28 protein-coding genes are annotated in these 25,785 nt (G+C 38.3%); 1 reads left to right on the top strand and 27 read right to left on the bottom strand.

All coding sequences use genetic code 11. The features are described from left to right. Positions 1–3: 3 nt before the first annotated feature. The 27 genes from IGI87_RS03310 to udk form a co-directional block, all read right to left on the bottom strand. Complete coding sequence (locus tag IGI87_RS03310; RefSeq protein WP_438736242.1) at positions 4–330, bottom strand: hypothetical protein; 327 nt, start codon at positions 328–330, stop codon at positions 4–6. Then, positions 311–1,606, bottom strand: a complete 1,296-nt coding sequence (locus tag IGI87_RS03305) for a hypothetical protein (RefSeq protein WP_438736241.1) — start codon at positions 1,604–1,606, stop codon at positions 311–313. Before IGI87_RS03305 ends, IGI87_RS03310 begins: the two co-directional genes overlap by 20 nt. 24 nt (positions 1,607–1,630) lie before the next feature. After that, positions 1,631–2,326: a hypothetical protein gene (locus IGI87_RS03300; RefSeq protein WP_438736240.1), complete on the bottom strand. Its 696-nt coding sequence runs from the start codon at positions 2,324–2,326 to the stop codon at positions 1,631–1,633. Between the two features lie 323 nt (positions 2,327–2,649). Beyond that, positions 2,650–3,027: a type II toxin-antitoxin system PemK/MazF family toxin gene (locus IGI87_RS03295; RefSeq protein ID WP_002355729.1), complete on the bottom strand. Its 378-nt coding sequence runs from the start codon at positions 3,025–3,027 to the stop codon at positions 2,650–2,652. A gap of 15 nt (positions 3,028–3,042) precedes the next feature. Beyond that, a complete protein-coding gene (gene alr / locus IGI87_RS03290) occupies positions 3,043–4,158 on the bottom strand; it encodes an alanine racemase (RefSeq protein WP_280212111.1) in 1,116 nt (371 codons plus the stop codon). 29 nt (positions 4,159–4,187) lie between these two features. After that, a complete protein-coding gene (gene acpS / locus IGI87_RS03285; RefSeq protein ID WP_104854223.1) occupies positions 4,188–4,541 on the bottom strand; it encodes a holo-ACP synthase in 354 nt (117 codons plus the stop codon). Positions 4,542–5,172: 631 nt separating this feature from the next. Then, complete coding sequence (gene cshA / locus IGI87_RS03280; protein WP_002355724.1) at positions 5,173–6,720, bottom strand: degradosome RNA helicase CshA; 1,548 nt, start codon at positions 6,718–6,720, stop codon at positions 5,173–5,175. Positions 6,721–7,022: 302 nt separating this feature from the next. After that, a complete protein-coding gene (locus tag IGI87_RS03275; RefSeq protein ID WP_438736239.1) occupies positions 7,023–8,396 on the bottom strand; it encodes a UDP-N-acetylmuramoyl-tripeptide--D-alanyl-D-alanine ligase in 1,374 nt (457 codons plus the stop codon). A 78-nt stretch (positions 8,397–8,474) separates the two neighbouring features. Continuing rightward, entirely contained in the window at positions 8,475–9,545 is a 1,071-nt protein-coding gene (locus tag IGI87_RS03270) for a D-alanine--D-alanine ligase (RefSeq protein WP_002355721.1), read from the bottom strand. Between the two features lie 140 nt (positions 9,546–9,685). Next, positions 9,686–10,132 (bottom strand): YaiI/YqxD family protein, encoded by a 447-nt coding sequence (locus IGI87_RS03265; RefSeq protein WP_438736238.1) that lies wholly within the window; start codon positions 10,130–10,132, stop codon positions 9,686–9,688. Beyond that, positions 10,129–11,157 carry a DNA topoisomerase II gene (locus IGI87_RS03260; protein ID WP_438736237.1) on the bottom strand — a complete coding sequence of 343 codons (1,029 nt, stop codon included), beginning with the start codon at positions 11,155–11,157 and terminating at the stop codon, positions 10,129–10,131. The genes IGI87_RS03265 and IGI87_RS03260 overlap by 4 nt, the downstream gene beginning before the upstream one ends. 93 nt (positions 11,158–11,250) lie before the next feature. Then, positions 11,251–12,261: a sugar kinase gene (locus IGI87_RS03255; RefSeq protein ID WP_438736236.1), complete on the bottom strand. Its 1,011-nt coding sequence runs from the start codon at positions 12,259–12,261 to the stop codon at positions 11,251–11,253. Between the two features lie 9 nt (positions 12,262–12,270). Next, entirely contained in the window at positions 12,271–13,014 is a 744-nt protein-coding gene (gene dagF / locus IGI87_RS03250) for a 2-dehydro-3-deoxy-phosphogluconate aldolase (RefSeq protein ID WP_002361094.1), read from the bottom strand. Positions 13,015–13,017: 3 nt separating this feature from the next. Then, positions 13,018–14,124, bottom strand: a complete 1,107-nt coding sequence (locus IGI87_RS03245; RefSeq protein WP_438736234.1) for a DgaE family pyridoxal phosphate-dependent ammonia lyase — start codon at positions 14,122–14,124, stop codon at positions 13,018–13,020. Continuing rightward, entirely contained in the window at positions 14,114–15,223 is a 1,110-nt protein-coding gene (locus IGI87_RS03240; RefSeq protein ID WP_438736233.1) for an amidohydrolase/deacetylase family metallohydrolase, read from the bottom strand. Before IGI87_RS03240 ends, IGI87_RS03245 begins: the two co-directional genes overlap by 11 nt. 8 nt (positions 15,224–15,231) lie before the next feature. Further along, positions 15,232–16,320 carry a DUF871 domain-containing protein gene (locus tag IGI87_RS03235; RefSeq protein ID WP_438736232.1) on the bottom strand — a complete coding sequence of 363 codons (1,089 nt, stop codon included), beginning with the start codon at positions 16,318–16,320 and terminating at the stop codon, positions 15,232–15,234. Between the two features lie 8 nt (positions 16,321–16,328). Beyond that, the gene (locus IGI87_RS03230; protein WP_002384997.1) at positions 16,329–16,628 is read right to left on the bottom strand and encodes a hypothetical protein; all 300 of its coding nucleotides are present in this window, start codon (positions 16,626–16,628) and stop codon (positions 16,329–16,331) included. Positions 16,629–16,653: 25 nt separating this feature from the next. Next, the gene (locus tag IGI87_RS03225; protein WP_002358780.1) at positions 16,654–17,967 is read right to left on the bottom strand and encodes a PTS sugar transporter subunit IIC; all 1,314 of its coding nucleotides are present in this window, start codon (positions 17,965–17,967) and stop codon (positions 16,654–16,656) included. Positions 17,968–18,097: 130 nt separating this feature from the next. Next, positions 18,098–18,793: a DUF4310 family protein gene (locus tag IGI87_RS03220; RefSeq protein WP_280212097.1), complete on the bottom strand. Its 696-nt coding sequence runs from the start codon at positions 18,791–18,793 to the stop codon at positions 18,098–18,100. A gap of 19 nt (positions 18,794–18,812) precedes the next feature. After that, positions 18,813–19,592, bottom strand: coding sequence for a DUF4311 domain-containing protein (locus IGI87_RS03215; protein ID WP_002355709.1), 780 nt, complete (start codon positions 19,590–19,592; stop codon positions 18,813–18,815). Between the two features lie 15 nt (positions 19,593–19,607). Next, positions 19,608–19,964, bottom strand: a complete 357-nt coding sequence (locus tag IGI87_RS03210; RefSeq protein ID WP_113794944.1) for a DUF4312 family protein — start codon at positions 19,962–19,964, stop codon at positions 19,608–19,610. A gap of 30 nt (positions 19,965–19,994) precedes the next feature. After that, positions 19,995–20,351: a glycine-rich SFCGS family protein gene (locus IGI87_RS03205; RefSeq protein WP_002355707.1), complete on the bottom strand. Its 357-nt coding sequence runs from the start codon at positions 20,349–20,351 to the stop codon at positions 19,995–19,997. A gap of 14 nt (positions 20,352–20,365) precedes the next feature. Continuing rightward, on the bottom strand, positions 20,366–20,689 hold the full coding sequence (locus IGI87_RS03200; RefSeq protein WP_242365695.1) for a PRD domain-containing protein: 324 nt from the start codon (positions 20,687–20,689) through the stop codon (positions 20,366–20,368). Continuing rightward, entirely contained in the window at positions 20,655–22,574 is a 1,920-nt protein-coding gene (locus IGI87_RS03195) for a BglG family transcription antiterminator (RefSeq protein WP_438736231.1), read from the bottom strand. The genes IGI87_RS03200 and IGI87_RS03195 overlap by 35 nt, the downstream gene beginning before the upstream one ends. A gap of 369 nt (positions 22,575–22,943) precedes the next feature. Beyond that, the gene (locus IGI87_RS03190) at positions 22,944–23,909 is read right to left on the bottom strand and encodes a Gfo/Idh/MocA family protein (RefSeq protein ID WP_438736230.1); all 966 of its coding nucleotides are present in this window, start codon (positions 23,907–23,909) and stop codon (positions 22,944–22,946) included. A gap of 101 nt (positions 23,910–24,010) precedes the next feature. Continuing rightward, positions 24,011–24,352, bottom strand: a complete 342-nt coding sequence (locus IGI87_RS03185) for a type II toxin-antitoxin system PemK/MazF family toxin (protein ID WP_002355703.1) — start codon at positions 24,350–24,352, stop codon at positions 24,011–24,013. 169 nt (positions 24,353–24,521) lie between these two features. After that, positions 24,522–25,151, bottom strand: a complete 630-nt coding sequence (gene udk / locus IGI87_RS03180) for a uridine kinase (RefSeq protein ID WP_002355702.1) — start codon at positions 25,149–25,151, stop codon at positions 24,522–24,524. 174 nt (positions 25,152–25,325) lie between these two features. On the opposite strand from udk, the gene IGI87_RS03175 reads away from it, so the two are divergent. Then, a complete protein-coding gene (locus tag IGI87_RS03175; RefSeq protein ID WP_104854241.1) occupies positions 25,326–25,781 on the top strand; it encodes a GNAT family N-acetyltransferase in 456 nt (151 codons plus the stop codon). Positions 25,782–25,785: the final 4 nt, after the last annotated feature.

Raw genomic sequence — 25,785 nt, 5'->3', positions numbered from 1 at the left:
TTTTTATTTGACTAATTGCATTCCTTTTTTTATATAACTACTACGTAACTGATTCTCCTTCATAAACTGATTCAGTGGTTTCTGCGCATCTTGTGCCAGCTCCCAAATACTTTGATTTGCTTGTACAAGATATTCGCTCTTCTCTGTTACTATGTTTTTCCTGACAAGTGGTTGCCTTAGTGACTGCTCTTCCTTTGAGACAGCAGCAGCCTGTAATCGTTCTGCGGAGCCACTTAGTGTAACAGCTAAAAAAAATATCCCAAGACAATGTAGTTTCCTTGCCCCAATTAACTTTTTACTGTCCATTTTATTAATAATGATTTTGTTCAAGACGTGACAGTTTAGTTAAGCGTTCCTCTAATTCCCGATAAATCTCAAGTACTTCTACTTTTGATGCTTCCACTTCATTTGAAATACTTTTCGCTCGGTTGCCAATATTTAACATTTCTAATTCTGCGGAATTGATTAAGTGTTTTGCTTCTACTTTTGCTTCATTAACAATCCGATTGGCTTCTTTTTTGGCAGAAACCATCACTTCGCCAATTTCTTGTTGCGATTTTAAAGCTTCTTCTTGTAATTGCTGATTTTTCATTAACAAATCGTTGATTTGCTGTTTTGCACGTAACAGTTCTGTTAATTGCTCATCACTCGGTTCAATATTTTTCGAAACGGTTTGTAGTGTCTTCAATTCTTTTTGAACTTGTTCTAAGCTGTCTTCTTTAACCTGTACTTCTTTTCTTAGAGCAGCTAACTCCTCTTCGTAGACTTGCTTTTCAGCAAGATGTTTGTCATTGACACCTTGCAGTCGTCCTAGTTTTACTTCCGCTTCCTTTTTTTGCTGTAAACTATTTTGAAGCTCATTCTTTAACTCCTCCACGCGCTGTTTTACAATTAGCTTTTGTTGGGCAGCCTCTTGTAAGGCTTGTTTTTCGGCTTCTACTTTTTGTAATTGTGCAGTTAGTTTTTCAATTTGTTCCTGCAATGTTTGTTGAGTCGTTGTGCTTTCTTCTAATTCTGTCGTTAACGTTTCTACTTGCTTTTCCATTCCTGTAATATCTCCTTTTTTCTCCAACTTTCCTTTTTCTTCTGCTAACTGGTTGCGTAATGTCTGGATATGTTGTTGCTGATCAGCCGATTCTTTTTCTAATTCTGCCACTTGCTGAGTTAATTCACTTTCTAAACGTTCCATTTGATTATGTACAGTGGTTAATTGTTTTTCTGCGTTTTGCAAATTTGTTTGAAGAGAGGTAGTCTCTGTCGTAGTTTCACTGCTCGTTTCCAGTTGCTCTTCTAATTCAAAAATTTCATGTTCTTTTTGATTTAGTGTTTTAAGTAATGCTTGGTTTTTTTCTTCTAATACTTTTTTTTCCGTTTCTTGTTGGTTCTTTAATTGCTCATTTTCTTCTTGAAGTTTTTTAAAGGCTGTTTCTTTTTTCTGATAGTAGGCGAGCCTTTCTCTTAAAGTAGCCATTTCTTTTTCCTGTTGTTCTGGTTTGATTCCGCTAATTATTTTTTCTGGTTCGAATCCTGGCTGAAAAAAGACTTCTTTTTCAAGCGTATCATCCGAAATATCTTTAATTTTTTTGATTAAACGTCTTTTTGTCATTTATCTGTCCTCTCTCTTGTCCTTTTAACTAATCACGACAGGCTCCAAATTTGTTTCCAGCGTCTCACGAGCATACGTATCAATGGATTTGACAAGGGTTTGTTCTTGATCTCGATAAGTAAAATTAAAATCAATCATGGTAATTTCTTTGACTGAATTCAATGCTGCAATAAGTGCTAAGATGTTGTCTTGGGCTGTTTGAAATTCATGGTAACTTAAGCCAACTGAAAAAACAGACAGTGTCAAAGTTTGTGTTTTTTCACTTCTAATCATTGTGATACTCGTCTCTCCGAGGTAAGGACGCCATTCACGCGCTAATTGTAATTCATAATTAGTCAAAACAGCGGCCGATTCTGCCGAAGCAGCTTGTTTCCAAGGGAACTGATTTAAGGCTGTTTTTTTAATCGCTTGTTTTTTTATTTTGTCACCTTGAATAGCTTGGCCTTGTGCCAAACGCTCGATCCGTTGTTCAATGCGGATATTTCGTTGATTTAATTGATAATATGTATAGACAATTCCTAACAATAGTAAGCTAAGTAGACAAACACTAAACAATAAATAAATCATTAAACGACTATTTTTCTGATACTTATAGAAATTTATTTTTCTCTTTAATGTCCGGTCCTCTGAATCCAGTTTTTCGACAAGTAATCGCAAATACAATTGATAGCTTACAAATAAAAATAAGCAACTACTCATTAAAAGTACAATAATCATCATACAAATATAATCTCCTTTATGTCATCACTCGACAATCAAAACTTGTAAAATCACCTGTTACGCTCTTTAAAAACTCTATATAGTATTGATTGTAACATTCCGTTTGAGCCTTGCCAACAACTTTATTTAAAATAAAATGATAAAATTTTATATTTAATATTTATATTTTAATTTTTAAAATATAAAACAAAAAAACAAGAGAGATGCCACTTGGCTATCCCTCTCGCTTTTACTCAAACTATGTTTAGCGATCCAAACTAGATCAGTCGCTTTTTTTCAAAAATCCAATTAGTCTTTGTTGATTTCATAGTAGCTATCGTTCTTTATGTAGCTGAATTTGCTTTTGCTGGGGCTGAATCGCTACTAAGTCCAACACTGATGCCTAAGGCACGATCAACTTCTTCCATAATATCAAGTCTCAAATGACAAACTTTTTCTTTCAAGCGTCCCTTATCGATTGTTCGAATCTGCTCTAAAAGAATCACTGAGTCTTTTTCAATGCCTGTTTCATCAGAATTAATCCCAATATGTGTTGGCAATTTTGGCTTTGCCATTTTGGCTGTAATCGCCGCAACGATAATCGTTGGGCTAAAATGATTACCTAAGTTATTTTGGACAACAAGGACAGGTCTGACGCCACCTTGTTCCGAGCCCACTACTGGGGAAAGGTCTGCAAAATAAATATCTCCGCGTTTGACCATAGTGGAACCTCCTATCTAGTTATATTCTCTGGGGATTCTTTGTGAGAAAGTACATGCAACTTCATAATGAATTGTTTCTAATTTTTCGGCCACCATTTGTAACGTATTTTCTTCGGTGCCATCTTTTCCAACTAATGTAACAACTGAGCCGACAGGAACTTCTTCTGCTAAACGAATCATACATTGATCCATACAAACTCGTCCGACGATTTCGCAACGTTTACCATTCACGAGCACTGTAAATCCTTGGAGATGACGCAACCAGCCATCCGCATAGCCGATTGGTACTGTCCCAATCCATTCTTCAGATTCAGTCACGTAGGTTTCGCCATAGCCAATCCCTTCGCCAGCCGCTAATCGTTTTACATGGATGAGTTCACTGGTCAACCGTAAAGCCGGTTTTAACGCATAGCTTGGGGCAAGTTTATTACCTGAAGGGTTCAACCCATACATGGCTACGCCGTAGCGAATCATATTTCCTGGCACATCAGGATGCCATAACGCTGTCGCACTATTGCTAACATGGACATACCGAGGTAGCTCTTCTAAAACTGCTAGAACAGCCTTAAATCGCCCTGCTTGTTTTTCAAAATAGCTTGTATCGATTTCATCAGCTGTTGAAAAATGAGTAAAAATCCCTTCCCATAAAAATTCTTTGCGGGACTGAACAAACTGCACTGCTTGCTTGGTCTCTTCCGGGGTTAAAAAGCCAATCCTTCCCATACCAGTATCGACTTTTAAGTGAACACGTAATGGCGTTTTACTCTCAGGGATTAGTTGTTGAAGAGCAGCTTCTAACCATTCTTGTGTAGCTACCGTTACAGACAAGTCATATTGAATCAACAAAGGCACATAAGCTAAGTCTACCACACTCAAAATTAAAATGGGGTCCTGAACACCTGCTTCTCTCAATTCAATTGCTTCATCCAATAAGGCGACACAAAAACCTGTCGCGCCACCTTTTTTCGCCGCTTTAGCGGCTTCTACGGCCCCATGCCCATAGCCGTTCGCTTTCACAACAGCAAATAAAGCGGTTCCTTCTGGCAAACGTTGACATTCATTTTGGACATTTTCAGTAATTGCTTGCGTATCGATATGTAACCGTGTAGGACGATGCCATCCAACGACCATTGTACATCCTTCTTTCTTCTTTGCTTCTGTTATTCGCTTTCTAAAACAATTTGCGCAATCGCCATAGTATCTGTGTGCGTAATCGAGACAAACACTTTACCATTATGGGGCGAGTTTGCTACGTATGGTGCACCTGTTTTTTCAGTCAGCACCTCAATATCTTGTAAACCGACTTTGCCAATCCCAGTGCCCCATGCTTTAGAAAACGCTTCTTTACAAGCAAAGCGACCAGCTAAAAATTCTATTTGACGCTTTGTAGATAACTTTTGAAAAAGAGTCAATTCGTTAGGTGTTAAAACCCGTTGAATAAACGATCCTTGTTTTTCAACAATCGGTTTTATCCGACTTAATTCTACTGCATCAATCCCAATTCCTTTTATCATTTTCCGCCTTACTTCCTATTTAATATAGTTACTCCGAATTACCTTTCATTTTAACAAAATTTCAAAATTTTTCCACTGATTCGCTAAAAAAATAAATAATGTTTTACACGATTCTCACACAAATTGAAGTACCATACGTTTTCTTCCTATTTACATTTTTATAAAGTTTTTCTGAATTTTTATAAAAGTAAGACAACAACCAAAGAGTATCAGAAAAAAATCAGGAAACTAAGCGGATGTTCAGATATTTTATAGAAAATTTTGGCTATTTATGGGAGAATAAAAAGAAAAAGGAGAAAAACTTATGACTTTAACTTCTCGGCAAAAAAAGGTACTTTGTTGCGCCCTGTTTATTGTTACTTTGTTGCTTTACATATTTCCAATCTTCTTTAAAAATCCCAGCCTATTTTTTCTCTTGCAACTGGTTTGGATCGTAACCATTCATTTGTTACAACAAAAACTGAAACTCTTCAATCAATCTTCCCCGTTGAAAACTTGGATAATTTTGGCGCTTTTCTTTTTTTATATCATTTTGATGCCTTTTTTACTTTTTTTGAGTTTTTCTGTTTAATTATTATCCACCTAAAAAGAGCGAGTGTTCCGTTCATTAACGGAACACTCGCTCTTTTGATTATTTGGCGTTTTCGCGAATGACGAAACCACGTTTTTTATCGTTATGACGTTTGCCGCCACGTTGATCTTTATTTTTGCGGTCGCTATTTTTGTAATTACGGTCGCCATCTTTATGGTTTTTGTTGCCACGATAGCTGCCACCTTTACCATTGCCACCACGGTTGCGATTACGGTTGTTCCCACCGCCACCACCACGGCCATTTTTGTTAAAGCCTTTTTTATTTGAAGGCAATGGTCGTTCTGGGGTAATTTTTACAGGAACCGCATCTGCTGGATCTTTCGCTACTGTTTTTAATAATAAAGCAGCTAAGTCTGTCGCTGAATATTTTTCTAATAACGCTTCAGCAGATTCTAGATATTTGTCTAAACCATTTTCTTCTAGATCACTTTCGATGGTTTCAACAGCTGCACTTAATTGTCCTTTAAATGCTTCTTTTTCGGTTGGTGGACGTAATGGTGTCATCCGTTTTTTCGTTAAGTTTTCGATGACATGTAAGTAACCCATTTCGTTTGGTGTTACAAACGTCACAGACATACCACCTTTACCAGCACGACCTGTCCGACCAATACGGTGAACATAACTTTCTGGATCTTGTGGAATATCGTAGTTATAGACATGGGTGACACCTGAAATATCTAACCCACGTGCTGCTACATCTGTTGCCACTAAGATATCTAAGTTACCATTTTTGAATGAACGTAAAACGCTCATCCGTTTTTGTTGTGATAGATCGCCATGGATGCCTTCTGCTTTGTAACCACGCGCTTCTAATCCGCGGGCAAGTTCATCAACACGGCGTTTTGTCCGACCAAAGACAATGGTCAATTCTGGGGTTTGCACGTCTAGTAAACGTGTCATAATGTCAAATTTTTCAAAGTCTTTTGAACGTACATAATATTGATCAATTAAATCAGCCGTCATTTCTTTGGCTTTAATCTTCACATGTTCTGGTTGTTTCATGAATTTCACGCCAATATTCTTGATTGCTGGCGGCATAGTTGCTGAAAATAGAAGTGTTTGACGTTGTTCTGGCACTTGTGAGATGATTTTTTCAATGTCTTCCAAGAAGCCCATGTTTAACATTTCATCTGCTTCGTCTAAAACTAATGTTTCAACAGTTTCTAATTTCAAGGTACGACGGTTAATATGGTCTAGTAAACGTCCTGGTGTACCTACAACGATATGTGGACGATCTTTTAGTCCACGGATTTGGCGACCGATATCAGCCCCGCCGTAAACGGCTTGGACGCGAATCTTTTTATCGCGGCCTAAACGGAATAACTCTTCTTGTGTTTGGATAGCCAACTCACGGGTTGGTGCAATGACTAATCCTTGAATAACGCGGTTGTCTGCGTCAATTTTGTTAAGCATTGGTAAGCCAAAAGCAGCGGTTTTCCCTGTTCCTGTTTGTGCTTGTCCGATTACGTCTTTTCCTGCTAACGCTAACGGAATTGTTTCTGATTGAATAGGGGTTGCTTCCTCGAAGCCTGCGCGTTCTACCGCTGATAATAATTCTGGCGCTAAACCAAGTTCTTTAAATTTCAAATGATATCCTCCTAGATTTTGTTTCGGAAAGAACGATTTCTTCCTAGTTTCAGGTGTCTTCACTTTCAGTTGTTAAAAAGAAATCCACTATAGTGTGCCAACTATTTCTTCTTTCCTGATTTCACCGAAAAATTCACCTTATGGCATTAGAAAAGCCAAACGTGGTCGTTCAGCTTCACATTTATTATTAAACATAGAAATAGATCTATTTTATTTACTACGATTCAATTTTTCTCGTCATCTTCCGGCAATAGGTCATTCTATCATAGAATCCTATTTTCAGCAAGTTTTATGAAACTTATTTACTTTTCCAAAAGTGCATCGATGACTTCACGAAGTCCCATCCCGTTACTTCCCTTTAAAACCACCATATCTTCTGGCTGTAAAACTTTTTTGACAGCTTCAATCAACTCATTTTTTTCTTCTTTTTTAAAAGAATGAATGTTAGCTGGTGCATAGGTTTCTTGCAATCTATCGGCTAAATAAGCCATTTCAGGGCCATATAAAAAGACTTCTTCAATCGCGTCTGGTGCTAAATGCTGTGCCATTGCTTGATGCATGGCAACAGAATCAGGACCTAATTCCAGCATGTCTCCTAAAACAGCAATTCGTTTTCCTACTTTGGACATTTTGCTAAAACTGTCCAGAACAAGGCCCATGGCTGTCGGATTAGCATTGTAAACATCACTTAAAATTTCGGCCCCATTCGCTGCTTTCAACCATTCTGTCCGATTCTTTGTTAGCTCCGCTGTTGCCAAACCTTTTTGAATCTCACTATCCGTTAATTGGAAATACCGACCAATCCCGATTGCGATTAATGCATTGGTGACATTATAGGTTCCTGGCACTGGAATCGTAAACGTCATTTGTGTATCACTGATTTTGAATGAGGTTTGCTCTTTGGCTTTATTTGTGACGATTCCTTGAAGTTGACTTCCTTGGCTAAAACCAAAAGTAATCACTTGTTGCGTGACTTTTTCCACCAATGGTACTAGCAAAGGTTCATCGTTTGGCACAAATAAAATACCATCTTTGGCTAAACCATCTACGATTTCCATTTTTGCTTGTGCAATGCCTGCTCGTGAGCCTAAATTTTCCACATGGGCTTCGCCAATCATTGTGATGGCGGCAACTTCTGGCTGAGCCAGGTTGGAAAGGAAAGAAATTTCCTGAGCATGGTCCATGCCCATTTCTAAAATCAGTTTTTCTGTTTCATCAGGCATGTGTAAAATAGTATAGGGTAAGCCAATTTGATTATTGTAATTGCCTTGCGTTTTGTAAGTCACAAACTTTTCAGATAACACAGCAGCAATTAAATCTTTAGTGGTGGTTTTTCCATTACTACCAGTCACAGCGATGACATTCGGTTGCATTTTATTTAAATAATAGGTAGCTAATTTTTGCATAGCAACCAGTGGATCAGTAACATGCAAAACAGGCAATTGTTGCGGCGCATCGACTAAATCCTGTCCCCAAAAAGCGGCCTGACAGCCATTAGCCATGGCACTCTCAATAAAACGATGACCATCATTTTCACCTTGTAAAGGAACAAAGAGGTTTCCTTTCACAATTTTACGACTATCAAATTCAAGGCCTGTTAAAGGAAAATCAGGCCATTGTTGCCAATCATTACTGGCTTCAACTGCTTGCGCTACTTCCCAGAAGGTTAATTTCATTATGTTTTGCTCCTCTGACACAGGGACTGGGACATGCCAAAGTCTTGTCATGTCCCAGTCTTGTGTGATTTTTTCTTCTTAGTTATTATAAAATTCTTGGCGTTGTTTAAAACGATTCAAAGCTAACTGAATCAGTTCCTCAATTAAATCACTGTATTTCAAGCCCATATTTTCCCATAGTAAAGGGTACATACTAAAGTCAGTAAAACCAGGCATGGTGTTCAATTCATTCAGGAATAGTTCGTTTTTGCTTGTTAAGAAGAAATCACAGCGACTTAAGCCACTTCCATCTAACATAATATACGCTTTTTTAGCGTATTCTTGCGCTTGATGAGCTACTTCTTCTGGAACATGCGCTGGGATTTGCATTTCAATCGTGTTATTGATGTATTTGGCATCATAATCATAGAAAGCGACATCTTTCACCACTTCACCAGGTAAAGTCGTACGGACATCTTCATTTCCTAAAATGGCTACTTCAATTTCACGTGCTTCAATCCCTTGTTCAACAATTGCTCGGGCATCATAACGGAAAGCTTCTTCCAATGCTTCTTGCAATTCTTCACGATTTTCCGCTTTGCTAATTCCGACACTAGAACCCATATTGGCAGGTTTAACAAAGACCGGATAAATTAAAGATCCTTCACATTTTTCAAAGACTTCTTTCGGATTTCCTTTCCAGTCACTTCTTAAAACTGGCACAAATGGTACTTGTGGAATGCCAACAGTTTGTAAAAGATATTTCGTCATGATTTTGTCCATTGCGTTAGCACTAGCTAAGACGCCTGCGCCCACATAAGGCATATTAATGGTTTCCATGAATCCTTGAATTGTTCCATCTTCACCATTTGGCCCATGTAAAACAGGGAAAACAATCGCTTCTTCTTCATAAATTTCCGAAGGACTGATTCGTTTTCCTGAAAATTCGCCTGTTTCTTCAGGTGTTTGTGCCCAAGTTAAATGTAAAACTTCTTTATTTTGTGGTCGTTCAGATAAGAGAGGGCCTTTTACCCATTGACCATCTTTACTAATAAAGACTAACTGTACTTGATAATATTTATAATAGATTGCATTTAAAACGGAATATGCAGACAAAACAGACACATCGTGCTCTTCACTTCTGCCGCCATACAACAAAATAATCTTCAAATGCTTGTCCTCCTAGTTTCTTTCCTGTCTTTTAGAAAAAATTATTTTTCAAATTATCCTTACTTATTTTAGCATAAAACCCAGTTTCATAATAGAAGCAAATTTAGTGAAGGAAAAATTCTTTGCTTGCCTTTTCCTTACTAAAGACTCCGTTCCACCAGCTCAATAAGGGCTTGTTTAAACGTTGTTCTATCTTCGTCTGTAAAAGGTTTAGGTCCTTTCGTTCGGCCACCTTTTCGCCGAATTTGGCCACTAAAATAGCGTTGTTCTAACAATCCATCAATATTTTCTTTCGTATATTGATAACCCAGTTGATGTAAAACTGACACTCCCTTTGGCAAAACCAAGGAAGCTAAGCCATAATCTTGTGTAATTAAAAGATCCCCTTTTTTTATTAACTGCACAATTTTAAAATCAGCAGCATCCGCTCCTTTATCAACATACACAAAAGAGACATTTTCTGGATAATCTTTTAAGGAATAATGATCTACACTAGTAACAATCACCACATCCAAAGCTTTCTCTACAGCGACTTCAATAACCGTCTCTTTCACAGGTGAACCATCGCCATCGACAAAAATTTTCATTCATTTCCCTCGCTTCTTCCTTGCTCTAACCATTTGGGATGACGTTGAAAGTAGTGTTGTAATTCGTCAAAAACGACTTCTTTAACCACTTCATATAACTCTGTATTTCTTAAAATGGTTTTCGTTGCATCCGTGTAGCGGGGCTTTGGTATCGTAACGGCTAAAACAAAATCAAATTCTGCTAAAAAACTATCTGCTGTCACAGATAATGAGTAATGTTGCTCCTCTAAAAATTGATTAAAGGCGGCTACTACGCCATCAAGAAATCCCTCATAGTGGGTTCCGCCAAGACTGGGATAATGCCCATTAACAAACGTTTTTTGCACTTGCGGCGCATGATTTTTACTCAAAATAAATTGAACAAGGGCCAATTCTGTTTGCTTGGCTTGAATAATCGGTGCGGCTTTTCTAGTTAATGGGTTATCGTTTTCAAATAAATAATTACTTAAACCTTTAGGGTAATAACAAAGATTTTTTTGTTCATCTTCCTGTGTTAAAAGAATCTTTAAGCCTGGATTTAACATGGCAATCTGTTGACAATGTTGTAAAACACGCATATAAGAAAGCGATTCTGCACCAAAAATTTGCGGATCTGGCCAAAATAAGACTTCAATCCGTTCTTGGGTTTCTTCAATAGGTAACAATAATCGTTTTTTCAATTGCCCTTGATGGTAAATAAAAATAGTTCGCTGTTTTTCTTGATCGATACTGATCCCTACTTGTTTTGAGAAGGCTTGTAAAACAGATAAATACAGAAACGGTGGTTCTAAATCGACTTGCTTTTGTTCAAAAACAAGCGGTCGTGTGGAAGATACCTGAAAAGAAATTTGTTGACGCGATAACTTTATAGCAATTTTCCCTTGATTCTTTTCAATGAAAAACTCTAATAAACCATTGATTGTCTGAACAAGTAAATTCTCTAAGCCGACTAAGCCAGTCGTTCCAATGAACGCTTCTGGTCGTTTTTGAATCCGTTCAATAAATTCATCATTTTCTAAAACTGTTAAAAGATGTGCAACACTCATCCTGCTGCCTCCTTTGCAATCTGTTTCTTTTAATTATAATGAAAAAAAGACCAGAAGAAAAGCCACACACGCCTTTTCTTCTGGTTTTCTTCTTTAACGAATTAAATCAATATTCGGATGCTCAAGAACGTGATTCACTTGTTTGACCGTTGTCAAAGGAATATCTCCTTGAATCGTATGTGCAAGGACCCCATTGATTGTGGCAAAGGTAACTGCCTTTTCTAACGACCAATTCTGGCTATAGCCATATAAAATCCCCGCCGCATAAGCATCACCAGCGCCAATTCGATCAAGATTAAGAAGCGGTCTTTTTTCACTCTGTTGGGATTCATTTTGGGTATATAAATAACCACTTAAGTAGTTTTGATTTTGGGAATGACTCCTCGTTGTCCCAGCAAACCATTCCAAATTGTATTGAGACATGAAGCGCTGAATCAATTCTGTTTCTTGTGCTTCACCTTCTAAATCTTCTCGCGGAATGAAACCTAATAGCTCGACCAAATCACGACGACTACCAAAAACAATATCACAATAAGGTAAAATGCGTTCGTACTGTTGACGCATAAAGAGCGCACTATTTGTTGTATTCAAACTAGGTCGATAATTAAAATCAAAACAAACTTTCTTTTGACAGGCATGCGCCTTTTGAGCAAGTATCAAAGCAGCATCACGTGTTTTTTCAGTTAAACTTAACGAAATACCACAAATATGCACCAGATCTACTTCCGCTAAAAAGGCCTCAAAATCGTAGTCCTTCGCCTCGCTGATGCCAAAAGCACTCTGATGGCGATTTTGATAAGTTACTTGTGTGGGTCGGATTCCATAACCCATTTCTGCAAAAAAACTACCAATATGATCGCCCTTTTCTCCTACCCATTGATCTGAAATTCCTAACTTCCTTAACGCTGCTTTGCCAGCTTCACCAAGACGATTGGCGGGTAATTTCGTAATCAATGCTGTTTCTAGTTGAAAATGAGCCAAATTTGCTAAGAGATTTACGCCAGTCCCTACAAAGTTCATTCTTAACTGCTCTGTTTGTTCTAACATTAGATACTCTGGCGGAGTGAAACGAAGCATGACTTCACCAAACGCAGCAATTTTCATCTTTGCCACCTACTTATTCAATGTGTTTTTCATCATGGTTAGTAACGTTTTCACGTCTTCTGTTCTAGTGTCCCCTGTTTCTTGATCGATAATTGAGCTGTAGACATGAGGAATGATTTTTTTAACGCCGGCATCCACCGCAATTTGAACAATTTCTTCAAAGTTTTCTAAATCAATGCCCCCTGTTGGCTCTAAGTAAAAGTCATACTTGGCACAAGCTGCTGCTACTGCTTGATATTCTTCTTTGTGAGCCAAGCCTTTCATTGGGAAATATTTAATGGAACTGCCCCCCATGTCTTTCAACAATTTGATGGCGGTTTCGATAGGCACTTCCGCCGCTGGCGCACCCGAGCTTAACGGACCTGTCGCAATGTTGACATAGCCAACTTTGCCTGTGGGTGAAACCAAGCCATTAATCACTGTTTCGTCTTGACGAAGTAAGGCCCGCGAAGCGCCGACACCTGTGAAGACTTGGTTCACATGTTGCGGTTGTAGGACTTCTGATAAGCGAGCTACCATTTGACTTTGATTAGGATCACCAGCTCCTAAGCCGACAGATAAAGCGTTGTTGGTTGCTGCTTGGTATTTTTTCATATCGTCAATGGCTGCTTCATCGGTTTCATAGTTTTTTGAAAGGACACCTAACACAACATGCCCTTCTGCTGCTTCATAACAGGCTTGAGCATTTTCTACTGAATTGGCTAAGACGTTTAAACAAATGCGTTCTTCTAAATAATTAGGTTTTAATGACATGACTTATTTCTCCTTTGTGTCCATAATTTCTTGTAATCGTTGCACGATTTTGTTCATTTCTTCTTGATTGACAGAACGAATGTCAAATTCAATGATGCCATTGTTGGCTTGATAGTCTCGTGTATAAATGGCCGGACTTTCTGCTTTTAACGCTTGGATGACTTCTTTGGCGGTTTTTCTGCCGTCCACTTTGACACTGGCGCGATAAATGTCTCGTCCAGCGCCATCTTGGACGATTTTGGCGGTTAAATCTGACAGATTGTTGATGGCTTTAACAAACGGTTTTAAGCGCTCTTGCATCGAAGCCCCTGATTCACTGCCATGCGCCAAGTATTCTTCCACTGCTTGCGTAAAGCCCAGAATATTATCTTTGCCAATTTTCATTGCTCGACCAATGCCTTTGCCTTGGAGGCGCACCCAGTCAATGTATTCTTTTTTCCCGATCACTAAACCAGCACTTGGCCCTTCAATGGCTTTGGCGCCGCTGTAAATCACCAAATCAGCGCCGGCTTCGGTGTATTTGAAAAGATCTTCTTCTGCTGCCGCGTCAACAATCAGCGGCACCTTGTGGCGTTGCGCCACTTTGGCCGCTTCGGCCACCGTCAGCATACTTTTTTGCACGGTATGATGGCTTTTGATGTATAGAATGGCCGCTGTTTTTTCAGAAATCATCATTTCCACGTGTTCTGGACTGCACATGTTAGCGTAGCCAGCTTCCACCACTTGGCCACCACCTTGCGCTACCATGACTTCTACAGGCGTGCCGTAGTCCACGTTGTGCCCTTTAGGTAAAATAATCTCCCGTTGTTCGATTTTTTCTGAATAGGGATGATACGCGTGATATAAGCTGCCTTTTCCAATCACGGCAGCTACCGATTGGGCAATTCCCGCCGAAGCCGAGGAAACGATTTGGGCATCTTCTACCTTCAACAAGTTTGCTAAAAAGGCCCCTGTTTGCACACTAAGTTCACTCATTTCAAAGAAATGTTCGCCACCGAATCGTTGCGCCGCTAGGACTGCCTCCGAAACTTTGGAGACACCTAGAATGGTCATTTTCCCAGAAGCGTTGATAACTTCTTTTAAGTGAAATTTTTCGTAACTAATTGTCATAGATTTGTCCTCCAATAATTGTTTTGATTGGGCGAATTTGCTCTTTGGCTACTCGTGTCAATCCATTAGAATCAGTCAATGTTTTTTCTTCTGCTTGAATCGTAAAAATCGTTAAATCAGCATCTTTACCTATTTCTAATGTGCCTTTTTGAGCTAAATGGAAATTCTCAGCAGGAGCCTTGGTTACCTTTTCAATAATTTCTGGCCAATCATAGCCGACCACACGGAGTTTTTCCATCGTTGTGGCTAAATCATAAACAGGACCATTTTCTCGGTTACGGATATAGATATCTGTGCTAATTGATGCAGCTTTCATTCCCTCGCGCAACGCTGTTTCAGCTACGTGAAAATTGAAACTATCCGTACCATGCCCGATATCAAAGACGACCCCTTTGTTGTACGCTTGCCAAGCGAAATCTTTTATTTTATCCGTTGCTTGGTCTAAGATGCCATTTTCTTTCCCATTAAAACAATGAGTTAGGACATCCCCTTTTTCCATCAAGGCTAAAATTTCATCTAGATGAGGTGGTGCTGATCCAATGTGAACCATTAAGGGAATTTCTTGGTTTTCTTGCTGAATCTGTTTGGCCAATTCTAAAGGCGTAATGCCGTTATCGCCAATAACGGTCCTACTCATACGGGCTTTAATCCCTACAACAAAATCTGGTAATTCTTGAATCGCTTTTTTGACTAAACTCGCTTGTACTTTACTTAAATCTGCGAGTTCGTCCTGAGCAACGATGCCCCATTTAGAAATATTGACTAATCCAAAAACATTTGTTTTTGCTTGTTGCGCTAAGTCATAAAATTCATGAATGTTTTCAGCACCTGTTGTCCCAGCATCAATCACTGTCGTAACACCCTTTTTGACCCCAATTTCATCTGGATAATCATAATAAAGAGCCATTCTTTCAAAACAATGAACGTGATCATCTATCCAGCCTGCGGATACATAAGTACCTGGTTCTAAGTGGATAGTTTCTTTTGCAGAACCTAAAATAGTTGGTGCAACAGCAGCTATTTTTTTCTCTTTAATTGCAATTTCAACAGGCATACCATCTACTGTCTGTCCATTTTTTATAAGTAAATCGTAGTCCATATTCTTCCCTACTTTTCTATAAATCTAAATTTTGTCCAAGGCTTAATGAATTCTAATAATACAAGTTCTTCTTCTATAATACGCCCTACTCGGTTTTTGCGTGAATCTTGATGTGGTTCTAAAACGACTTGTAATTCATTTTTGTATTTTCCAAATGCATCATTTCCCACAACAACATCTCCAGGTTGTAGCATTGCTTGATTATCATGCGGGGGATTAGCTTCATTTTTATATTTTTTACGCACTTCCGTGGAACGAATCATCTGCTGAGTGATATCTCCACGGCGAAAATGTTGATTTTTTGTTACGATTTCTTTTTCAATTTCAGAAGTCGCTTCTTCAAAAACCATGGTCAATTCTGTTTGATAACGATTCAACTGACCCAATGCTTCTAACTCTTCGTTGGAAGCATAAGCATTTCCAATAACAACATCATCAATTAAATTTGTTGCAAATAAATGTTTAGCTTGAACAGTGACTGGCAACTGTCTATGCATTTCTAAAGTAGGTAGCCCATCATTCACATCCCAAGGACCAATTTCACCTACCTGTGATGAAATAAAAGCAGCTGTCCGAATCCCTTCCTTTTTAAAACGGATGCTACATTTTTCAAAGAAATCATACGGCAAGGCAGTTCCCGCTTGTGGATAAAAGTTATGACAACCATATAAGAAAGGTCGATTCGCTTCATACGTTAAAATGTTATCAAGATAAGCAACATCATTACTCATATTCAGCTCAATAGCCACGCCGAATGGATTAAACGTCAACATGGCTTCTTTATTTCCATCAAAACCTGTATCCAACCGAATCCCATCAGCTCCTAATTCGCTAAAAAAAGTCAAATCATCATATGAAATGTCCAATTCATCAAAGATACTTGGAACGACATCTAAAATTGTTTCAAATCCTAAATTTTTCGCATAACTAATTAATTCTTTAAATTTTTTCTGAACCGCTTCTTTGCCATCGGTCACTTCTAACATACTCATAAAAATTCGAGTAAACCCACATTCGCTGGCTTTTTTTAAATACGCTTTATCTTGATTGATATCACTATGATCTGGATAAACTGATACACCTAATGCTCTTTTCATCTTCGTTCTCACACTCCGCTATTTTCAAATTTATTTCGAAATTTCCAAGCAATCACCGAGCTACACAGGATTGTTGTAGAGCCAACGAGCAATACTGGTTGATTTAGAAATCCGCCAATTATCATGGAAAGAGTAATACAAACTGCCGTAAAAACCAACGTCTTTACTAAACCAAGTTGATAAACAACAGTAGGCAACTGCCCTTTTTCTATAATAATTTGACTAACGATAAAAAAGAAAATGAACCAAATAATCATCTTATACGCTCCTGACTTTCTTCTCTGACTTAGAAGGGGCAGGATATTCATATCAGAACACCCGCCCTAACATTTTTTAATTTTTCGCTGCTTGTTCAGCTGCTAATTCTTCTGCTTCTTTATCCAATTGTTGTTTTTCATAAACTTTGAAAAATGGATAGTAGATAGCCATTGTAATTAAGAAATTAACAATCACTAATACTGCGGCCGAGAAACTCCAATTGGTACTCATCCAAGCAGCAATTGGTGCTGGAATTGCAAACGCTAAACGTGCAGCCATCATCGGAATTATATTAGCGACTGTTAAGAAATAAGATAACGTTGTTGTAATTAACGGTGCCACGATAAATGGAATACCTAAAATAGGATTCATTACGATAGGCGTTCCGAAAATAACTGGTTCATTAATATTAAACAAGCCTGGTAAGAACGATAAGCGGCCAAGACTTTTCAGATACGTTGATTTAGAAAACATCATTAAAACAACTAAAGAAAGCGTAGTTCCAGCGCCACCAATCCAGATAAACCATTGTAAAAACTGTTCTGTAAAAATATTAGGTAACTGATGAACATTTGCACCATTGGTAAAAGCTTCAAGGTTTTCTGCAATCGACATATCCCAGAAAGGACGAATAACTGGGCCCATAATCGCTGGACCATGAATCCCTAAAACCCAGAAGAAACAGATTAAGAAGACTGTTAGTAATCCGCCAAATAAACTGTTACCAGCAAGGATACCTTTAAGTGGCATTAATAACGTACTCAAGAAACCATTCAAATCAAAACCAATTACGTGGCGAATAACCCAGAATAATAAAAGAATAACTGCTCCTGGAATTAACGCAATAAATGAATTTGACACTTCAGGCGGTACACCATCTGGCATCTTAATCATAATATCTTTTTCAATAAAGAAGCGATAAATTTCAACAGATAACAACGCTGTTACAATCGCACCAAATAAAGAAGCTGAACCTAAATTTGCTAAATTAATATAGCGCCCTGCTGTAATGACGTTGTCAACATCTTCAAAGACACGTGTTGGTGGTGCTGCTGTTACTAAAAAGGCCATTAATGCTAAAATTCCGCACGTCAAAGAGTCAAGCTTATAACTTTTGGCCAATGATGAAGCAATCCCAAATGTTGCATAAAGTGCAAGTAATCCCATCGTATAGCGGGAAGGAATATCTAAAATTGCTTGATACGGTTCAATCAATTTTGTGTATGCCTCAATTGGAATATTTTGAAAAATTGTAAAGAATGAGCCCACAATTGTTAAAGGCATCGTTGCAATTAATCCTTTTCTAATCGCTGTCATATGGCGTTGCGAACCAAATTTATTCGCAATCGGCATTAACTTAACTTCCATCCACTGTACAAAACCATTCATCTGTTAATTCCTCCGTTCAACTAATAAAAATAATAATTATTTCGCATTCATAATAACATAGTAACATTATAATGTAAACGCTTATTCGTATTCGTGACAGAGAAAGTGCAAAACAAAAGGCTTTTTCTTATTATAAAGAAACTGGGAATATTGCACCAAAAATCATTGCGCCTAAAATTGCACCACCAGCGATTGGTTTTTTCCAAATGTAAAAACCTAAAGCTCCTAATGTGGCACCAATCCCAATAGGAATTGAAGCACCCGCCGCACTCAAAATAATTAACGGTCCTAAGAAACGTCCGGAGGCATTACCAGCACCCATCATCACATCCGCACCAAAAGTGGAGTTTCCTTGATTGATGGTAAACTTCCGAATCAACACAATCACGCCACCAACTGCTAATCCTAGTATCGCACCCGTTAAAAGTGCTAAGCCGAAGTTTTCTACAGGCGCTTTAATTCCCATGCTGAGGAAAATTGCAGGTACACCAATCCCGATCCCCGTTAAAATTGAGCCACCTAAATCTAAAATCCCGACTAAGGAACCTTCTAAAATTCGTGCAAACAGGAAACTTGCACCAAATGCTGCGGCAGCGCCATAAGAACCACCATCTAAACCAGCTTTTAGCATCGCGACAATTGAAACTTCATTGAATGCTCCCACACCATAAACTACATACATATGTGTTCCTGCAAAAATTGCCGCTGACATAATCCCGACTAAAATGGGAAAGCCCCAGTCAGCATACCAAAAACTTTTGCCTGTTAAACCTTCTTGAATTTCTTGTTCTTGCTGTGCCCATTCATTTTTTTCTTGCTGTTCCATCTATGAGACCTCCTTTTTTCTATTTAACGGTGAAAACATTGTGTAAATTATTTAACCATTGAGGAATCGACAAGCGGAAACTTTCGATCATTTCTAAGTCGAAACCTCGGAAGAAGCCACTTAAAATAAATAATAAGATAATGGCACCAAGCATGCCGCGTGTCATTCGGGTCCACCCTAAATCATCGACACCTTTACCGATTAAGATCCCTAATACAACTCCTGGAACAGCATTGCCCATGACTAATTGAGATAATCCGCCAAATAACGTTCCCCAGAAACCCGTCCGTTTTCCTGCATCTAAAGCCGCTAGCCAGAATAACACGGGCATCACAGTATTGATTAAAATCGTTGCTGCAGGTACCAACACCGCAACTGCTGTTACTTGAAGCGATTCTGGAATTGCTGCAGCCGTACTATTTAAGAATGCCACAGTCGCCATCCCTACAAAGGCCCCGACAATCCCCATTTTTTTGGGATTATGCATCGTTTTAGTGACATCTTTATCCTTTACCAATAAAATTGCTGCAGCCCAGTTAGGTACAATCCGGTGGGTTACATCTTGTGTAAAGGCCCCTGCTCCCACGGCTGAAGCCCAAGCATTAAAGAAAAAACCTAAACCAAAAGAAAAGTGTGATGCTGGATCTCCTTGTGCCGCGTTCATTTCTCCTAATGTTCTAAATGCCCCTAACCCTTGCGTTTGTGGTGCATGAAACATCCGAGCAGCGCCTGCGCCAGCTGCAAAACCTAGTAAACCACCAATAAGCAATGACTTCAGCAAAATGATTACAAATTCCATTCCTTCTCCCTCCTTTTATACGCCTCTTTTTGAAAGAAACGGAACTACTACTGCGTTCGGTTCTTTGATTGTTTCCGTTAAAAAATCAACTTCTTCGATTGCAATGGCTTGGATTTCCACTTCTACAGCTAGTTCGACATGATAAATCACTCTCTTTCTAGGAAAGAAGAAGAACAGAAATTTTTCTGTATAAACTTGTTCTTTTGCCTGACGAATAGTTACTTCTTTCGGTTCAATCCGGATGAGGATCTCTGTTGTTTCTTTTAATACTTTTTTTGAAACATCATTCAATGCACTTGCAAAAGCTTCATTCTTCTTATTACCTTTTCCAGAAACAATCACGGTTTGTGTTGACCGTTTTGTGGCATCCATAATTACCGCTCCTTTCTAAGTTACTACTTTCTATGCTCCGTGTTTCTTAATAAATGCTTCAGTTACTCGTTTACCAAGTTCTTCCTGATCCATAAAACCAAATCCAAGAACAGTTTTCCCATCGTTAATTGCTGTTACCCCTTCTTCGATTGATCGCATGCCATGTCTTTCGGGATACCCGTATTTAGTAGCAGCTGTTAACGCCCCTGCACCACCACTGCCACAGAAAGAAATGCCTAAATCTGCCTTTTCTTGTTGCATCACATCGCCTAAACGCATATCTGCACCCATTCCTGGAACAACAACCGCGCGTCCACCGGCTTGCTCCACTCCTTTTGCAACATTTTGTCCTTTTCCTAAACGATCTGCGATAACTACTGTAATCATAACTTTTCCTCCTATTAATTGTTTTGTTTAGCAACTTCAAAATGAACAGCTAAAACATACCACTCATCTTCTGATAACTGACCAATTGCTTCTGTTGTTTCTTGTGCAATTTTCAACGTTTCTGGTGTTAGTTCCGTAAATAACGTCCGATCAACACCAGCTAATGTCATTCCTTCTCTTGAACGATTCAACATCTCATTAAGATGGTTAATCAAAATCGTCCACTGTAATTCCGTTGGTTCAATTTGTGCTTCTGCTAATCGCGCGCTGGTTTGTTTGATAATCGATTGGAGCTTTTCTGGTTCAGCACTTTGTCGAATGATCTCCTGTGCTTCCATTGCTAGTTCCATCCTCTTCCTCCTTTGGTTGTTCTAAATAATTAAGTAATGCTGAAATTTCAGCATGATTGACAGGTAACTCATTTTTAGCAAATAAACATTCAATTTGCCGAATTTCTTCTTGCCTTTCATGGGATACTTCTCTATTACAAGGAATCTCTTCGTATTGTTTATTAAACGTAATCCGATGTGTCATTAATAAAACGTGAAGTAAAAAGGCTTCTTGATATTCGCTCAGTAACTTTGTTTGAAACATTCGTTTTAACTCTTCATAAATAATATACGCTTTTACTAACAAATCTTGGCTTTGTATCCGTTCATTTTTTTCAATTACATCAGATTTCGTGGAGCGAGCGGTACCTTTGCCTTGACGTTTCCCTAATAAAATTTTATCGACCTCTTCCCGAATCAAACTTAAGTCTGTGTCCGTCAACAATGGACTAACTTTAATAAATGGGTATGCCATTTCTTCAATTGGGAAAATACTCAATACCAAATCAGGCTTTTCTGCTTGAATCACTTCAGTTGCATTTAAAACAGAAGCAAATCCCGCGAGTTCAACGTTTGGTACTTCCTCTAAAATTTTTTGTTCAATTAAACTAGTCACACCTAAGCCCGTCGAGCAAACATACACAATCCTAACAACTTTAGCTTCCTGCTGTTGTCGTTCCTGAGCTGCCAAAAAATGCAACGCAATATATGCGCAGAAAGAATCGTTGACTAACAAAACAGAACGTTGAATTAATTGTTTACAGGCACATTGAATAGCTAAAAATAACGCTGGATGTTTTCCTTTGATTTCTTCAGAAAACGGATTGTATTCATTGATAAATAAATGTTTCTTAGTAAAACGTAAGGACAGATGCGCAAACAAGTTCGTAAATAATTGGCGATCATTTACAAAAGGATAATTCAGCTCTTTTGAAACGCTTTCAATCACTTGCTTTGTTAATTGAACCATATCTTGCCGTTGATGGGTTCCGAATAAATCACTATAAATATAAAAATATTCATCTGCTAATAAAGGCAAGTCATACCGTTCAAACACCTCTTGTAAAAGTAAAAGTGGTACTTCGTTCCGTTGTTCAAAGCGTGTTTTTTGCGATAACACTCGGTAAGTCCCAATTGTATGTGCCATCTGCATACGTGCTGCGGCAATTGCCACTCTCAACGTAATAGATAATATTTCGGCATAATCAAATTGATTTTGATCGAGTGGATTAATTAAATTTCGCATTTTTTTCAATGCACTACGATAACAACCTTGAAACAATGTCCCTGACCCAAATTTAATTTTAGGGATTTTTTCAGCCCCTTTTGTCTTTGTCACATAGTTCATAATTTGGTAAATATCGTATTCTGTAAGTTCTTTTTGAGTGATAAATTCCATCAGTAAGCGTACATTGCTTTCTTCACCACTGATTGTAAACCCTTGCCGTGCTTGGCGAATTAAGGTTAAATCATATGCTTGCAGCAACCGTTCGACCTGTTCCAAATCACTGACAATTGTGTTTCGACTCACTAATAATTCATCTGCTAGCTGCTGTGCCGTTAAGTAACCTTTGACTGACAATAGCTGAAAAATCAATACATTGACTCGTCTTTTTTGATCAGGATAGGTTTCAAATCGATCGACATCGATAATTTCATTTTTTAACAGTAAGCGTTTAGAGTCAGGTAAATCTAGCCAGATTCCCTTATTCCGTTTTGAATAAAGTGTCTCATCGTGCTGTTCAAACCAAGCACGAATATCTTCTAAATCATACTTAATTGTTCGAACGCTGACAGTAAAGTTCTCAGCTAATTCTTGCGTGGTAATACTCCCTTCCAAATCCAAAAGCATCAATAAAATATTTATCGCTCTTTTGGACAACAACACGGTCATACCTTGTCACCTCTTTTCTTTTCCCTTTACACTTAAAACTATAGCGTTATTTTATCTGTTCCACAACACAAAAAAGTTGCACTTATAAAAGTGCAACACTTCTCTTTTCATACAAAAAAATCCCTTAACAGTTACTACTGTTAAGGGATACCACACTATTTATTTGCATAAATAGACAGAAACCTTCTCCACAAAAGTATTCTGTCCGACACGTTACAAATCCGGTAACTGATAGCCGTACTATCTGGTGTCGTTGTGTTTGACAATCACTAGCCGTCAAAACGGAATAGCCGAAGCTATCTGATTGAGTCAACTCGTCGCATAAAACACACTTTAACACAGAATAGTTTGGATAGCAAGTGAGGGTAATTATTCGTTATCGAACCATTCTTGATAAAAACTTTCAACAATTTTAACGGTTGCTATCGTTAATTCCTTCGTCATTACGGGGCTAGTTAACTTTTTGTCTTGTAAACATTGATTCACATGATTGATTTCATACGTAAATTCACTAGTGAATTGTTCAGACCATTTGACAGTGTTACCTTGAGCATCTGTATAATAAGCACAATCTGTTTTCCAGAAATTAGGAATAACGATTTGCCCTTTTGTCCCACAGATGGTCATTTCACTAGGTATCTTTAAACCAACATTAATAAAAATATTGCCCAGCGTCCCTTCAGCAAATTTCAAAGCTAAATTACATTGACTATCCGTCGCTCCTTGCTGATATGTTGCGGTTCCCGTAACCGCTTGAATCTCTTTCCCTAATACGTATTGTAAGTATTGTAATGGATAACTTCCTGAGCCATGAAGCGCTCCACCACCCGCTTCTCTCGAGTAAAACCAGGGAATATGATCCACATTGGGATAGGCAGTAACTGACTGAACCCATAAAATCTCTCCCAATCCCCCTTCTTGAATCGTCGCCTTTACTTTTTGGGTAATTGGTAAAAAAACAGACTTCTGAGCTTCCATTAGAAAAACCCCTTGCTCCTGTGCGATTGCAAAGAGTTCTTCTGCTTCAGCAGCATTTAATGTAAATGGTTTTTCCAGTAGGACGGGTTTTCCTTGTGATAACGCAAGCTTAGCTGCTGAGTAATGTCCTTGATTGTAGGTGGGAATATAAATAATATCAATTGTTTCATCCTTACATAACTCTTCATAACTGCCATAAGCCACCGGAATCGCTAATTCTTTAGCCATTTTTTGAGCATTGTCTAAACGCCTTGATGCAATCCCGCGCACTTCAGCTTGCGCACTTTCTCGAAGCCCTGCTACAAATCTTGGGACAATTTGGGCAGTACTCATAATTCCATAACGAATTTTATCCATGTGATCGCCTCCTCTTTCACTATACGAGAAAAACGAATATTTGGAAACTATTTCAATAAAAAAAGAAACCGTTTCCCCAAAACGATTTCTTTATATGTAAATTAACGGATACCAACGCTAACTTTTAAAGCTTGATTGACCTGTTCCATCTCTTCACGAGAAAGTTGACAAACCTTGTGTAGCATTCGTTCTTTATCCAATGTTCGAATTTGTTCTAACAAAATAAGTGATGGCGTCCTGCACTCATTATGGGGAATTTCGATGAGGACTTGCGTTGGTTGCAGCCGCTTGCTTACGTTACGGGTAATCGGTGCAACAATCAACGTTGGACTAAATAAGTTACCTTTGTTATTTTGAATAATCAGGACAGGTCGAATCCCACCTTGTTCAGAACCAACAACTGGTGAGAGATTCGCATAAAAAACCTCACCTCTTTTTATCATTCAGATTCCCTTCCCTCCTTTTCCTTTAAAAAATTATAGCATATTGTTTCTTGCAATATTTTCAACTTTTTAGCTATCCCTTAAAATATTTGATAAAACCACCCTTTAAAAGTCAAAAAAAAGCTTAAACAGTCGACTCTGATATAGAGACGGCTATTTAAGCTGACTATTACATTTTTGTTAAAATACTATCCACTTTTGTATTAATTAAATCAATAGCGACGTGGTTTTCGCCACCTTCTGGCACAATGATATCTGCATAACGTTTCGTAGGTTCAATAAATTGGTGATACATGGGCTTGACGACTGTCAAATATTGTTCAATCACAGAATCCAAAGTACGGCCACGTTCTTCCATATCACGCTTGATTCGACGAATAATACGGATGTCATCATCTGTATCCACATACACTTTAATATCCATTAAATCCCTTAAGCGGCGATCTTCTAAAATTAAAATCCCTTCAAGAATAATTACTTCTTTCGGTTCTTGTATCACCGTTTCTGTACTTCTTGTATGCGCAACGTAGTCATAAACTGGCTTTTCAATGGCTTGATAGTTTAACAGTTGTTCAACATGTTGAATCAATAAATCTGTATCAAACGCAAAAGGATGATCATAATTGGTATTTAAACGTTCTTCAAAACTCAAATGGCTCTGATCTTTATAATAAGAATCCTGTTCTAACATCATAATTGAATGATCGGGAAAATTATTAAAAATCGCACGGCTAACACTGGTTTTTCCGCTTCCTGATCCGCCAGTAACACCAATGATAATTGGCTGACTATCTTTCATGTATAAACCTCTTTCTTTTCAAAAACTTCATTGTCTTTTACTATTATAATGAAAACTCTGAAGAATGCCAGACCTTTTCCAAGACTTTTCATGTGATTTTTATCTTCTTATGAAAAATCTGCCCACACTTCTTTCAATTACAGTATACTTATCAATAAAAGGAGGATCCTACCTATGATTAAAAAAGTTAAAAAAGAAGCACTTACAACTGCGCATTACGCCCTTCTTTATGAGGCAGATCCGTCCAAAAAAATGGTGGCAGATTACATTACCCGCGGCATTTGCTTTGACTATCAGACTGAACATCTTCAAGGAATTTTAGTCGTGTTGCCGACTCATCCACGGACATTGGAAATCGTAAACATCGCTGTCTCAGCAGAAAGCCGAGGGCGGGGCATTGGGCAAGAATTATTACATTTTGCCATTGATTTTGCCAAAAAAGAAAAGTATGATTATTTGGAAATTGGGACTGGGAGCACAGGCTTTCAACAGCTATATCTCTATCAAAAAGTCGGTTTTCGGATGACACATATTGAACCAGATTTTTTTATCCATCATTATGATGAGCCTATTACGGAAAACGGTTTACCTTTAAAGGATATGGTTCGCTTACGTTTACACTTAAGTTAAAAAA

The organism is Enterococcus sp. DIV1444a (assembly GCF_051712125.1).
Lineage (GTDB): Bacteria > Bacillota > Bacilli > Lactobacillales > Enterococcaceae > Enterococcus > Enterococcus faecalis.
This window is presented reverse-complemented; position numbering and strand designations above follow the sequence as displayed.